Annotated in this window: 12 protein-coding genes and 2 pseudogenes; 7 read left to right on the top strand and 7 right to left on the bottom strand. The window is 59.7% G+C overall.

Features of this window, described 5'->3' with window-relative positions; translation table 11 throughout:
• The first annotated feature begins 29 nt into the window (after nucleotides 1-29).
• The 7 genes and pseudogenes from HV765_RS03920 (at nucleotide 30) to copD (ending at nucleotide 6,337) form a co-directional block, all read left to right on the top strand.
• A complete protein-coding gene (locus HV765_RS03920; protein ID WP_175168865.1) occupies nucleotides 30-614 on the top strand; it encodes a cytochrome b in 585 nt (194 codons plus the stop codon).
• Between the two features lie 126 nt (nucleotides 615-740).
• Nucleotides 741-1,652, top strand: a pseudogene (locus HV765_RS03925) (LysR family transcriptional regulator).
• 195 nt (nucleotides 1,653-1,847) lie between these two features.
• The gene (locus HV765_RS03930) at nucleotides 1,848-2,255 is read left to right on the top strand and encodes a DUF2946 family protein (protein WP_175168866.1); all 408 of its coding nucleotides are present in this window, start codon (nucleotides 1,848-1,850) and stop codon (nucleotides 2,253-2,255) included.
• A gap of 248 nt (nucleotides 2,256-2,503) precedes the next feature.
• The gene (locus tag HV765_RS03935) at nucleotides 2,504-4,567 is read left to right on the top strand and encodes a TonB-dependent copper receptor (protein WP_175168867.1); all 2,064 of its coding nucleotides are present in this window, start codon (nucleotides 2,504-2,506) and stop codon (nucleotides 4,565-4,567) included.
• Between the two features lie 57 nt (nucleotides 4,568-4,624).
• Nucleotides 4,625-5,068: a copper uptake system-associated protein gene (locus HV765_RS03940; RefSeq protein ID WP_175168868.1), complete on the top strand. Its 444-nt coding sequence runs from the start codon at nucleotides 4,625-4,627 to the stop codon at nucleotides 5,066-5,068.
• A gap of 21 nt (nucleotides 5,069-5,089) precedes the next feature.
• Nucleotides 5,090-5,452, top strand: a complete 363-nt coding sequence (copC, locus tag HV765_RS03945) for a copper homeostasis periplasmic binding protein CopC (protein ID WP_175168869.1) — start codon at nucleotides 5,090-5,092, stop codon at nucleotides 5,450-5,452.
• Between the two features lie 6 nt (nucleotides 5,453-5,458).
• Nucleotides 5,459-6,337, top strand: a complete 879-nt coding sequence (gene copD, locus HV765_RS03950) for a copper homeostasis membrane protein CopD (RefSeq protein WP_175168870.1) — start codon at nucleotides 5,459-5,461, stop codon at nucleotides 6,335-6,337.
• Between the two features lie 28 nt (nucleotides 6,338-6,365).
• On the opposite strand, the pseudogene HV765_RS32165 reads toward copD, so the two are convergent.
• From HV765_RS32165 to HV765_RS03980, 7 genes and pseudogenes are all read right to left on the bottom strand, one after another.
• A pseudogene (locus tag HV765_RS32165) lies at nucleotides 6,366-6,698 on the bottom strand (DUF6587 family protein); the annotation flags it as partial.
• Nucleotides 6,605-8,428: a ferrous iron transporter B gene (gene feoB, locus HV765_RS03955; protein ID WP_175168871.1), complete on the bottom strand. Its 1,824-nt coding sequence runs from the start codon at nucleotides 8,426-8,428 to the stop codon at nucleotides 6,605-6,607. The gene feoB and the pseudogene HV765_RS32165, both read right to left, overlap by 94 nt.
• Nucleotides 8,421-8,717, bottom strand: a complete 297-nt coding sequence (locus HV765_RS03960; protein ID WP_254600438.1) for a FeoA family protein — start codon at nucleotides 8,715-8,717, stop codon at nucleotides 8,421-8,423. The genes feoB and HV765_RS03960 overlap by 8 nt, the downstream gene beginning before the upstream one ends.
• 114 nt (nucleotides 8,718-8,831) lie before the next feature.
• The gene (locus HV765_RS03965) at nucleotides 8,832-9,602 is read right to left on the bottom strand and encodes a helix-turn-helix domain-containing protein (protein WP_175168872.1); all 771 of its coding nucleotides are present in this window, start codon (nucleotides 9,600-9,602) and stop codon (nucleotides 8,832-8,834) included.
• 75 nt (nucleotides 9,603-9,677) lie between these two features.
• Entirely contained in the window at nucleotides 9,678-10,346 is a 669-nt protein-coding gene (locus tag HV765_RS31800; RefSeq protein WP_175168873.1) for a c-type cytochrome, read from the bottom strand.
• 13 nt (nucleotides 10,347-10,359) lie between these two features.
• Nucleotides 10,360-11,583: a hypothetical protein gene (locus HV765_RS03975; RefSeq protein WP_175168874.1), complete on the bottom strand. Its 1,224-nt coding sequence runs from the start codon at nucleotides 11,581-11,583 to the stop codon at nucleotides 10,360-10,362.
• A gap of 7 nt (nucleotides 11,584-11,590) precedes the next feature.
• Entirely contained in the window at nucleotides 11,591-12,976 is a 1,386-nt protein-coding gene (locus HV765_RS03980; RefSeq protein ID WP_175168875.1) for a cytochrome ubiquinol oxidase subunit I, read from the bottom strand.
• Nucleotides 12,977-13,014: the final 38 nt, after the last annotated feature.

A 13,014-nucleotide genomic window follows, 5' to 3' on the forward strand; every position in this document is an offset into this window, starting at 1 on the left:
CTATATTTAATTAACTGATAATCTAATAAATGAGATTAACCAATACCCCGAACGCCTATGGTGCGGTTTCGAAATTAATGCACTGGACTACAGCGGCTGCGTTTATCGGCGCTTATGTTCTTGTCTACTATGTTATCTGGTTTATGGACGACTCAAAGCCTGAGTCTCTTCCGTTCCTGAATGCCCACTGGGCACTTGGGATTATAGTGGGCGCGTTGGTTATGCCTAGATTGCTTTGGAGATGCTTCAATGTCACACCAGTCGACCCGCCTGGCGCTATTTGGGAGCATCGCCTTGCTCAGGTGGCACATATTCTCCTTTACGGACTTTTGATCGCTATGCCGTTGACCGGTTATCTCGGTACGGGGGCTGACACTGATTTCGGATTGTTTTCCATCCCGGGGTTCAACAGTAGCTCTGGCTTCGAGTTCATCAGTCGGACCTGGGGTGTGGATTGGAAGGAATTCGAAGCTCCATTAGATCTTGTGCACCATTTTTTAGGGAAATGGGTGGGCTGGTCTGTAGTGGCTCTCCACATCTTTGCGGCGATTTACCATCACGCCATCCGTCGAGATGGCATTCTGCTTCGAATGCTGCCGTACGGAAAATACTGATCCAACAACCAGAAAGTTGATTAAAGTTCGGTCAATATTTGAATCGAAATTCATAGATTGAATGATGCCGGGTGGCGTCATTCGGTTTTGCGGTCCTTCACTTTTATTAATGCTGTCGAACACCGAATGGACCGCTTTCAGGAAATGCAGGCCTTTGTCCGTGTTGCCGATCTGTGCAATTTTTCGCAGGCGGCCAGAGACCTGCTCATGCCGCCAACCACGGTCACGAACCTGATCAAGCGTATGGAAACGCGGCTGGGCGCGCGGTTGCTGGAACGCACGACGCGGCGAGTGCGTCTCACGCCTGATGGCCAGGTCTACTTACAGCGTTGTGTCCGTCTCTTGGCGGACTTAGAAGAGGCCGAAGGGGCGTTCCTGAATTCCGCTCCCAAGGGTCTGCTGCGGGTGAATGGGCACGGCACGCTGGCCAAGGTTCTCGTGATGCCCGGCCTGCCCGGCTTTCTGAAAAGCTAACGCGACATCGTCGTGCACCTGGGCGAAGACGATCGGCTGGTCGATTTGGTCCGAGAAGGGGTGGACTGCGTGCTACGCGCTGGCGCTTTGCACGATTCATCATTGGCCTGTCGGCGGATTGCCCTAATGCCGCAGGTGACCGTGGCCAGCCCCGCATGGCTCGCACGCTTTGGCGAGCCGGCCAGTCTGGACGATCTGGCTGGACACCGGGCTGTGGACCATATATCCAGGACCACAGGTCGCGCGATGGCGCTGGACTTCATGGTGGACGGGCGCAACGTCACGGCTCGGCCTGCGGCCATCGTCAGCGTTACAGGTGCCGAACTCTCTACCAGTGCTGCGCTGGCTGGCCTGGGCCTGGTGCAGGTGCCACGCTACAGCGTCGAGCCGGAACTGATGGTCGGGCATCTGCGCGTCGTGTTGCCCGCCATGTCGCCCGCCCCCATGCCGGTGTCGGTGCTCTACCCGCAGAACCGGCAGGTGCCTGTACGGGTGCGCGTCTTTACACAGTGGCTTAGCGAGGTGTTCGCAAACGCGTTCTACCAGACCATGCGGATCAGGTAGTACACGGCAATCACCACAAAGTTGGACAGCGTCGAGATCAGCGTGTTGGCGCACATGGTCAGATATCCATTCGCTGCGGCGAGTAGGCCGGCGCCATCTTTGATGATCGGCTATCGTCGTTAGATTAATGGCGAGGTCGATGAAGAAACCTGATCCGTTCGACGTGATAGTATTTGCGGCGTTAAGAGGACACAAATGTACGTATGTGCTAACGCCAGCAGACGGTGGGTCGCGCTAGTCGCGATGACTCTATTCGTCTTTCAGGCGTTGATCGCATCCACCGCTGTGGCGGCGGCAGGCCTGGCTTCCGGCGCGGGCACGACGACGACAATCATTTGCACCGCTAGCGGTCCACGCGTTGTGACCGTGGGAGCTGAAAGCAAAGCGCAAGGCCGCCACCAACAGCATAGTGGTGCTTTGCCACACTGTTGTACTGCTGGCTGCGCATTCTTGAGCGGTCTGGTCCTTCCCGAGCTATTTTTCTTGGCGTGGTTCGTTCCCGCGGCAACATATGTTGCACCGCCTCCGGTAGTTGACACGCCTTTCTCCAGCGCGCTTGCTCGATCGCAGCAGCGAACGCGCGCACCGCCTCTGGCCGCCTGATACTTCCCTCGAGCACTATCGATACGCACGGGTGTTGCCCGTAAACGTGTATCAGTCGGTTCGCTCCGTCTATACCGCATGTACCGATATTTAGTGTTGCGCGCCGCGCCTTTTTGGCGACGTCGCGCGTTGGGGTGTTGGCAATCACACGTATTCCTACGCGGGTAACTTCGGGAACGCTCGCCTCTCACAGGCTGGAGCGGCCTGGGTTGCGTACGCATGCATCCAATTAAAGATTGAACCCCGACATGTACAAGAAAGATAAGTTTCTGCAGTTGACCTGCTTGGCGGCCGCGATGGCTGCGTCGTTTCCAGCCTGGTCGCAAGCCACCGACGCAAGCGGTATTGCAATGACTGATTCGGTGGTGATCACCGGTGTCGCGCCCAGCGCGCCGTTGACCTTTACAACTGACCCCAAGATTCCACGGCAGCCTTTGCCAGCGAGCGATGGTACGGACTACCTGAAGACCATTCCCGGCTTTTCGGCGATTCGCAATGGAGGCACCAACGGAGACCCCGTCTTGCGCGGCATGTTCGGCTCGCGATTGAACATTTTGACCAACGGCACCTCCATGCCTGGCGCTTGCCCTGCGCGGATGGATGCGCCCAGTTCCTACATTTCGCCAGAGAACTTCGATGAGTTGACCGTCGTCAAAGGCCCGCAGACCGTGCTTTGGGGACCCGGAGCGTCGGCAGGCACCGTCAAGTTCGACCGCGACACGCCCCGATTCACGGAGCCAGGGGTTCGATTCGACGGCAGTCTGGTGGGCGGATCGTTTGGCCGCAACGACCAGAACGCGGACCTGACCGTGGGCAATGAGAAGGTCTACACGCGCATCACGGCCAATCATTCCCACTCTCAGGACTACAAAGACGGCGACGGCAACACGGTGCCTTCGCGTTGGGATAAATGGAATGCGGACGTGACGTTAGGTTTCACGCCGGACGCCGATACGCTGTACGAGCTGACGGCGGGTACGGGCGACGGCGAGGCCCGCTACGCCGGCCGCAGCATGGATGGTTCGCAATTCAAGCGCGAGAGCTTTGGCCTGCGCTTTGAAAAGCGAAACATCGGCACAGTGTTGAACAAGGTCGAAGCGCAGCTTTACTACAACTACGCCGACCACGTCATGGACAACTTCAAGCTGCGCTCGCCGGACCCGATGAGTTCAATGCCCATGGCCATGGCAGCCGACGTTGACCGCGCCACCTGGGGCGGCCGTTTCGCCAGCACGTGGGATCTGTCGCCTGACGTCAGCTTGGTGACTGGCCTGGACTTCCAGCAAAGCCGCCACCGGTCTCGCAGTGGCACGGATACTGTGTCTTATCGCAGCCAGACCTGGGTCAAGGATGCCGACTTCTCCAATACCGGGCTGTTTGGCGAGCTGACCTGGCGCGCCGCGCAAGACAGCCGCGTCATCGGTGGCGCGCGCGTGGATTGGGCCTCGGCCAAGGACTTCCGGCTGGACGATGGCGCGATGATGATGCCCATGCCCAACCCCACCGACAATGAGCGCCGCAATGACACGCTGCCCAGCGGCTTTCTGCGCTTCGAAAAAGATCTGGCTTCCGTACCCGCCACGGTCTACATCGGCCTGGGCCATGTGGAGCGCTTCCCGGATTACTGGGAGCTCTTCTCGCCGGGAAGCGGCCCCACGGGTTCGGTCAACGCATTCAAGGGCGTCAAACCCGAGAAGACCACACAGTTGGACTTTGGCGCGCAGTACAAGACAGAGACCTTGGATGCCTGGTTCTCGGGCTATGCCGGTTACGTCAATGACTACATCCTGTTTAACTACACGTCTGGCGGGATGATGGGCTCAACCTCGCAGGCCACCAACGTCAATGCCAGAATCGCCGGCGGCGAGTTGGGCGCATCGTACAAGGTGGCGCCCAGTTGGAAGCTGGGCGCCACCCTGGCGTATGCGTGGGGCCAGAACCGCAGCGATGGCCGGGCGATGCCGCAGATTCCGCCGCTGGAAGTCAAGCTCAGTGCGGCCTACGACGACGGCACGTGGTCCGGCGGTGCGTTGTGGCGCGTCGTCGCGGCGCAAAAGCGCTATGCCTTGAATGAAGGCAACGTTGTGGGCAAGGACTTCGGGCCGAGCGCGGGCTTTGGTGTCTTTTCCATTAACGGCGGCTATGCGGTCAACAAGCAGGTTCAACTGTCGGTAGGCGTGGATAACCTGTTCAACAAGACCTACAGCGAACACCTAAACCTGGCGGGCGACGCGGGCTTTGGATATTCCGCCAATACGGCTGTCAACGAACCAGGCCGCACCGTCTGGGCCCGGGTCAGCTTCAAATATTGATCGATGTGTGAAGGCGGCGCTCACCGGGCGCCGCCATGTCATTTGAAGGAGTACGTGGTGTACGCAGATCGTAAAACCCTATTGGCTTGGTTTATTTCATTGTTCGCGGCATTGGCTTGCGTGACGGCTTCGGCGGCTTCCACCGATGCCGATCAGGCCGCCCGGGCGATGCGCGACATCTGGGACAAGCCGGAAGCGCCCCTTCTGGTTGAGCCGGTTGTCATTGAGGGAGACTATGCTCTGGCCGGATGGGTGCAACAGGAGCGGGGCGGCCGCGCGCTGCTGCGCAAAGTGCATGGGCAATGGCGAGTCCATGTGTGTGGCGGTGACGGACTTAAAGACGCCGACGCCCTCGCCATGGCCGGCATGAGTCCCGAGGCGGCAGGCAAGCTTGCTGCTGCGGCCTCCGACGCGGAGGCAAAGTTGCCAACTGCGCATCGGGCCAAGTTTGCGCTATTTGGCCAGAACATCGTGGTGGATGCCGCCCACGGGGCGCACTGATTAATGACTAGGGAGAGAACGATGTTCAAGAAATCGATGATTGCCGCCGTTGTGCTCGCAGTGGCGCCGCAAATGGTGTGGGCGCATGCCCATGGCGGGACGTCCACGCCGGCCAAGGACGCTGTCGTCAGATCGGCGCCGGCAAGCGTCACGCTCACGTTGACGGAAGGTCTGGAAGGCGCATTTTCTTCTATGACGCTTGTCGATGCTGCCGGCAAGGTCGTGCCAACTGGAAAATCGGCGCTGGCGCCCAACGACAATAAAACGTTGGTCTTGCCCATTGGCAAAGATCTGCCCGCTGGCGCCTACACGGTGAAGTGGCAGGCCCTGTCCCAGGATGGGCACAAGACGCAGGGGACCTGGTCCTTCACCATCAAGCCGTAAGTCAGAATGCTCACAGCCTTCGCGCTTTGCCGGTTTCTGGGCTACTTGACGTCCGTTCTGCTCTTTGGCGTCAGCGCAATGTTGGCGCTGAGCGGATCGCACAGTTTGAGCTTGTCTGTGGAGTCGGCCCTGCGCAGGCTTCTGCGCTGCGTAGCAATCGTTGGGGCGTTGGCTGTGTTTTGCCTGTTGCCACTGCAATCCGCCAGCATTGCGGACGACTGGCGTGCCATGGTGGACGCGGGCATGCTGTCCACCGTGGCGTCCCAAACGCGATACGGGCAAGCATGGTGCCTGCGCGCGCTGGCGGTGTTGTTGGTGCTGATCGTATTTCTGCCTGGCCGGTCTGACAATGCGCGCTTGCGCGCTGTTGTGACCGGTATCGCGCTGGTGCCGCTGGGGCTTACCGGGCATGCCGCGATGCAAAGCGGCTGGATCGAGGTTGCCCATGCGGCAAACGACGTGCTGCATGGTCTTGCCGCAGGATTCTGGTTGGGGTCGTTGCCTGTTTTTCTCGGGTTTCTGAGACTCTGGCAAGAACCTGCTCGCAGGAAAGAGGCCACACGCGCGCTGATGCGATTCTCAACGGCTGGGCATATGGCCGTCGCCGTCTTGCTGTTGAGCGGAGCGCTCAATGCCTGGATGATTCTCTCGCCCGCAGGGCTGGATATCAAATCCACCTATTTGCAATTGCTGATGATCAAGGTGGCCCTTGCGCTGGCCATGGTGGCATTGGCGGTCATCAATCGCTATCGATGGATTCACTGCCTTCGGGGCCGGCGCGAACTCGCGCTTTGCCGGATTCGCCGCAATACGGTTCTTGAACTATGGGTGGGAGGCGCCGTATTGTTGCTGGTCGGTTTTCTGGGCTTGTTGTCGCCGCCGTAATACCAGATGGAAGCGGAGGTGTTCCACATCCTGCACAAGGCCCGCAGCCCTGATTGCATGACGCGGACTGCGCCGTCGCCTTGAGCCGCTTGCCAATCTTCCTGATCGACGCGGGTAGCCGCTGATGCAGCAAGGCATTGCCGCCCGCAGTCCGTAGCCGGGATGCCACCGATGGCAACAAGTGGCAAAGCAGCGCGATCGCGCTGCAAGCCACAACGATGATCATGGCGGCATACTGCCAGGCAGGAGCCGTCGCGTCTGTGGGCATCACAGCAGCCTCTCCGCAATGCGGTAGGTCACGAACGACGCGGCGTACGCAAGCACGAACATGTAGCTGAAAGACAGGGCGACATGCCGCCATGAACCGGTTTCACGTTTGATGACGGCTAGCGTCGACATACACTGCGGGGCGAACGCAAACCACACCATTAACGCCAATGCGCTGGCAACCGGAAAGTTACCGGCCAGCATGCTGCCCAAAACCGCGTCCTGGCCTTCGGCCACGCTGTAGATCGTTGCCAGCGTCGCCACTGCCGATTCTCTTGCCGCAAAGGCGGGGATCAACGCCAGCGTGATCTGCCAGTTGAAGCCCAGCGGCGCGAAGATCGGCTGCATCCACTGGCCCAACATGCTGGCAAAACTGTATTCGATAGCGGGACCGGTCGCGCCGGCCGGGACCCCCGGGTAGCTAGCGATAAACCACATCAGCACCGTCAAGGCGAGCATGACGCCGGTCAGTTTCTTCAGGAATATCCACGCGCGCTCCCACAGCCCGATACTGATGTCGCGCCACTTCGGCAGGCGGTAGGCGGGGAGCTCCATCAGCAAGGAGGCTTCCTTGCTGTCGGGGCGCAAGCGCTTGGCAAGGTAGGCGACGCCCAGCGCAGCGAGAATGCCGCCTGCGTATAGCGCGAATAGCACCGCGCCTTGCAGGTTGAAGATGCCGAACACCGGTTGGTCTGGCACGAAGGCGCCGATCAGCAGCGCGTACACGGGCAGGCGCGCCGAACAGGTCATGAGCGGTGCCACCAGGATTGTGATCAGGCGATCGCGCCGATTGGGAATGCTGCGAGTGCCAATGATGCTGGGGATGGCGCAGGCGAAGCTGGACAACAGGGGGATGAAGGCGCGCCCCGTCAGGCCCACCGCCACCATGCTGCGATCCAGCAGAAATGCCGCGCGTGGCAAGTATCCGGATTCTTCCAATATCAAAATGAACAGGAAAAGTACGAGGATTTGCGGTAAAAATCCCAGGACGGTGCCCAAGCCTCCAAACAGACCTTCCAGCAGCAAGCCTTTGAACGGACCGTCGCTCAAGCCAGTGGTGAGCCAGCCTCCCAATGCACCGATGCCGTCCACAATGACGTCGGTTAACGGCTTGCCGATGGCATAGACGGCCTGGAAAGCCAGGAACATGACGAGGGTAAGAATCAGAGGTCCGAACAGCGGATGCAGCGCCCAGCGGTCCAGCCGGTCATCCAACGCGGTGGTGGTGTCCGGCATGCACACGGTGTCTGCCAGGATCTCCCGCAGCTCGGCTTGCGAGTCGGCGGCGCGGGGCAGGGGCTGCTGTTTGGCAATCGGCTGGTCCAGTTGATCCAGCAATGTTTGCGCGCCGTGCCGCTGCACGGCAACGGTTTCCACGACTGGCACCCCCAGCCGCTCGGCTAGCGTTTGCGTGTCGATGACAATGCCCCGTCTGCGGGCTTCATCGGCCATATTCAACGCCACGATCATCGGCAGGTTCATACGGCGCAGCTCCAGCAGCAGCCGCAAGTGCAAGCGCAGATTTGTGGCATCCATGACCAGCACTACGACGTCGGGCGGAACTTCGCGCGGATAGCGGCCGTTCAGCACGTCCAACGTGATCTTTTCGTCGGCACTGGCGGAGTTCAGGCTATAGGTACCGGGCAAATCCAGAATGCGTGCACGTCGGCCGGATGCCGTGGTGAACTGCCCCTCTTTACGGTCGACGGTAACGCCTGCGTAGTTGGCGACCTTTTGGCGGCCCCCGGTCAGCCGATTGAACAGGGCGGTTTTTCCGGAGTTCGGGTTGCCGACCAAAGCCAGGCGCAGTGCTGAATCAGCCATTCACCACCTCGCGTTTGACGATCACGCGGTCGGCTTCTTGTATCCGAAGCGCGAAACGGGTCGAGCCGATGGCCACGAGCAAGGGCGACCCGCCTAATGGTCCGCGAGCCGTCAAACGCACAGGCTCTCCATTCACGAAGCCCAAGGAACGCAAACGGTCTGCGATCGGGTCAGACGGAAATTGTTGGACTACGTGGTCAACAAGGGCGCGATCGTGCAGCGCAAGATCGGATAAGCGCAAGGTGGACATAACCATGACCAATAAAAAAATAGCAATCATTCTCAGCATACATCCGCGCCCTAAGGGGAGCGGATGACCAATTGACGCAGTGGGTGGCGCGGACGCGCGAAACCAGAAAACAGCCGTTCGGCGCATCGGGAAGCAAACTCAAGGAGGAAAACCCTAGCTGACCAAGCAGGCGGGTTCGTCCATTCCGCTCGCAATCGCTTCTAGCGCAGCGTTGTCCAGGATCTCGATTTGCTTGGCTTCAATGGCGATCACGTCATCGCGCCTGAGCGCCGTGATCAGCCGACTGACGGTAGCCAGCGTCATGCCGAGCAAGCTCGCGATATCGCTGAAGGTCATACGCAAGGCGAATCGCTCTGCCGAGTAGCCAAGCGCGGCATAACGTTTGGCCATGTCCAGGAAAAATATGGCAATCCGCTGCTCGGAACGCAGTCTGGTCTGCGCCAGCAGCTTCTGAAGCCGTACCATTTCGCTACTCATGAATCCGCGGAGGTGCGACTGAATCTGCGGAAATTGAGACGTCAAGGCGTCGAGGGCATTCAGGCGTATCACGCATACCTCGGTGGATTCCAGTGCCGTAGCCGTCATGCCATGGCGGCTTTCGAACAGGCCGGAGAAGCCGAGCAGGTCACCGGGGATGTGAATGCCCGTGACTTGAGCCGCCCGGTTGGGGGCCGCCCATTGTGTTTTCAGTGAGCCAGAACGCACGGCGAAGATGGCGTCGTGAGTGTCATGCTGAGTGAACAGCACCTCATGTTTTTCGAGCCGGACGCGTGTGTCGATGCAACCGTTCAGGCTCACGACTTCGGGGTCGCTTAGCCGACGGGGCAAGCAAGCGCCCCGAAGCCGGCAGTTGGAGCAGCCCGAATTGGGCCGATAGGGTAGAGAAGCGGCGGGTTCGATGGGGGAGAAGAAGGTCATCGTCATGATGGGCTGGGTTCGCTAGAGATTTTGAAATGGCGGCGCGCAGTGGCTGCGCCGCCGTACACGCTTTGATCCGCGTTACTTGCTCTTGTCCACGAGGTAATCCACCGCAGCTTTCAACTCGTCGTCGGAGCAATCCGTACACGCGCCTCGCGCGGGCATTGCTCGCAGGCCTCGGATGGCGTGTTCATAGAGCGTGGCTTGCCCTTGAGACAGCCGCAGTTGCCATGCAGCTTTATCGCCGAGTTTGGGCGCACCGGCGGCACCGGTGCCATGGCAAGCGCTGCAGCTGGCGGTGTAGACGGCGTCCCCTGTCCGTGGCGCGCGAGGTTCTGCCTTCGCTGCAGGCGCAATTTCCACGGTAGCGACGGGTTTGATCCGCTCGTTCACCGCCATGACCTCTGACAGCATTTCTCCGCGGGCATTCTCAATCGCCAGATTGAAATAGGCCGCGATGTTGACGATGTCTGCATCGGTCAATGGCTTGGCCATGGCCGTCATGGTGGGGTCCTGGCGCGTAGTGCCGTCGCGATAGGCTCGCAACGCTTTCTCCAGATAATCCCGTTGCTGTCCCGCCAGGTGAGGGGTGCCAGGGATTTTGGATACGCCGTTGATGCTATGGCAGGCAAAGCAGACCTCTGCCCGCCGCTTGCCCGCGGCGATATCGGCTGCCGATGTCAGGGCGGGCAGCAGCAGCAAGCCGGCGGCGCAGCCCAGCCATTGCAGGTGTTTGAAGAAAGGTGTCATGGTTCTCTCCTGTTCAGATTGCGAAGGCATGGCGCATCCAGATGGCGATGCCATAGGCGAAGAAGACGGCAAGCCAAACGCCCAGTACCACGACTGCGGCGGTGCCCAAGCGGGCGACAGCAGGAGTGGCGGTATACATCCCCTGCACCCGGCCAGCGCGATAGATGAGCGTGATGAAAAAGCCGCCGACGAGGCCGCCGACCCCAAGCAGCGTGAGGAAGAACAAAGTGGTGGAGGGCCAGTCGTAGTGGGTCGGGTAGTTCGTGATGTCGTATCCGAACGGCCGCAGGTATTGCATTCGGATGACTTCGCGCCAGATCGCCAGGACGCATATGGGAAGCAGCCCCGCGCCTAGTAGCGCGTAGCCGTAGCCACGTTGCGCATAACGTTTCACCAGCCAGGCAATCGCCACCAGCGATAGGGCCATCAGCCAGCCCACCGGATGCAGGCGCAACCCGGTGGTGCTGGGCAGCACGGATTGCCATACCAGGAAGATCAGGATTGATATCCCAAGCCCGTACAGGGCGAGTCGCTTGCCGAGTTGTCGTGTGAATGACAGATAGTCGGCGTCACGATCTGCCCGGCCGACAAAGTAATCCGCATAGGCCAGCAGATACAGGCCCACTGCCGGCAGAGACAAACTGATGATGAACAGATAGCGCGGCCATTGAATGGCGTGCAGTCCGGCGCCACGGGTATCGACCACGCCGCCGGGTGCGTACCAGCTCATCCACTGCTCGGGAAGCAGCGATTGGTAGGCCAGCACGTGCATGATCAGTCCGTCGAGCAAGAACAGCGCCAGCCCCACCAGCGCGAACAGGCCTAAACGTTGGCGCGCTCCTTCATGGTTGCCGTAATAGAAGACGAACCACGAGCTGTAGCCGATGATCAGTGTAAATATGAACGCAATCAGCCAGCGCGCGGACAGCACGCTTGCCGTATACCACTGAGGGTCATAGATGACCTGGGTAAACAGCAGCGGCGCCACACCCAGCACGATCAGCAGCGATACGCCGACCTTGGCAGTCTTGGTCATGGCCATTGAGAGCCGTTCCCAGTACGGATTGCGTCCGCGCCGATAGAATCCGTAGATAGCCAGGGCGGCCGCGCCCAGCGTCAGGTGCACAAAAGCGATGTGCAGAATCCAGGTGAATATCATCAGCACCTGAAACAGAACGGGATGCGACGGAATGCCGGCCGGGTCCCGCATCGTATTCATGATGGTTCCCATATCCATGATGGGCTTACTCCTTGATCAAGGCTTGGCTGTTGGCTTCGCTGTGGCGCCGGTTGGCGTCCGCCAGATAAGCTGCCAAGGCGTCTGCTTCCTGCGCGGGAAGCGAGATGCGGGGCATGTAGGGAATCGCTCCCTGTTTCAACGGACCGTTGATAAATGCCGCGATGAGGTCTTTGTCGGTGGCGCCGTGGAATTTGTCGGGGATGTTGCGCAGCGGCGCCCCGGGCTCCAGCGCATGGCAGTTGGCACATGAGATCGTGGCCAGCAGCTTGCCGACTTCCAGCCGGTTCTCGTCCGTGATGGTCCTAAGGCGATCTGGAATGAAGGGGTGCACCTGCAAAAGGCCACGTTCGCCAATGTGATCGACCTCGGCGCGGATGCCTTTACCTGGCACGTCGCGCGCGATGACCTGATTTCCGTAGATGTACTGCCCCGCTACATATGGCTTGCGCATGCTTTCGCGCATTCGCTCTTCCGGCCAAACACCCACGATGGAGATAAACAGGAACAAGGGGATGGAGACCAGTGCCGTCACCTTCAGAGGCCTCACCCAGGCAAACGCCAGATACGCCACCGTTGTGGCGACGACGACGATCATGCCCATGGCATAACGCGGCAGCAGATGCGTGTCGAGCATGACGCGGGCGTTGTAAGGCAGGGTCTGCAAGTAGTAGAAAAACATGATGACGGCGAATGCGCCGCCAATCAGACCCACCGGGGTCAGCGTGCGCACCACGTCCTTGCGTGTGGCGGCATCCTTGTCCTTCATTCCGCTGGTGACCATCAGACCGACGATGGTCGCCATGACCAGCATGGAGCCCGTGCGCACGCCCAGGTGCGCGAAGAAATTGATGTTATAGAAGGCGTCGTTGGTTGAGCCTGACTGATACCAGGCATCGCTGCCGGGCCACATCATGAACGACAGAATGCCCACAATCAGCAGCATCGTTGCCCAGGATGCCAACGCAAACGCCCAGGTCAATTTCAGATGTGTGAGACGGTCGACTTTGCCGATCAGGTAGACCAACGCATAGACACCGATGACCTCCACCGTGAAGTAGATCCACTCAGTTGCCCAGACCCACACGAAGTTGTGGATGAGGCCGGCGGTTCCACGCGGACTGGCAATGGTGATGGCGTACCAGATGCCAACGCCTGTCACCGACCCGATGATGTAGGAGAACACCAGCAGGAACATGCCGTAGCGCTTAATGAAATCCATCAGCTCGGGTTTGTTCTCGCGATAGGACTTCGTTTCGAGCAATGCAAAAAGAAATGCGGCGCCTACCGAGGTGTGTGAAGCCACGACATGGATGACGCCGATAATTCCCATGACCCAGGCCGATCCGATCTGGGGCACGTAAAACGTGGGGTACATGCCGAGCATGTCCATACAAATCTCCAAAAGACATTTCTTATTCACGTGAGCAG

Origin of the sequence: Achromobacter kerstersii (genome assembly GCF_902859595.1) — a bacterium.
Taxonomy (GTDB): Bacteria; Pseudomonadota; Gammaproteobacteria; order Burkholderiales; family Burkholderiaceae_B; genus Achromobacter; species Achromobacter kerstersii.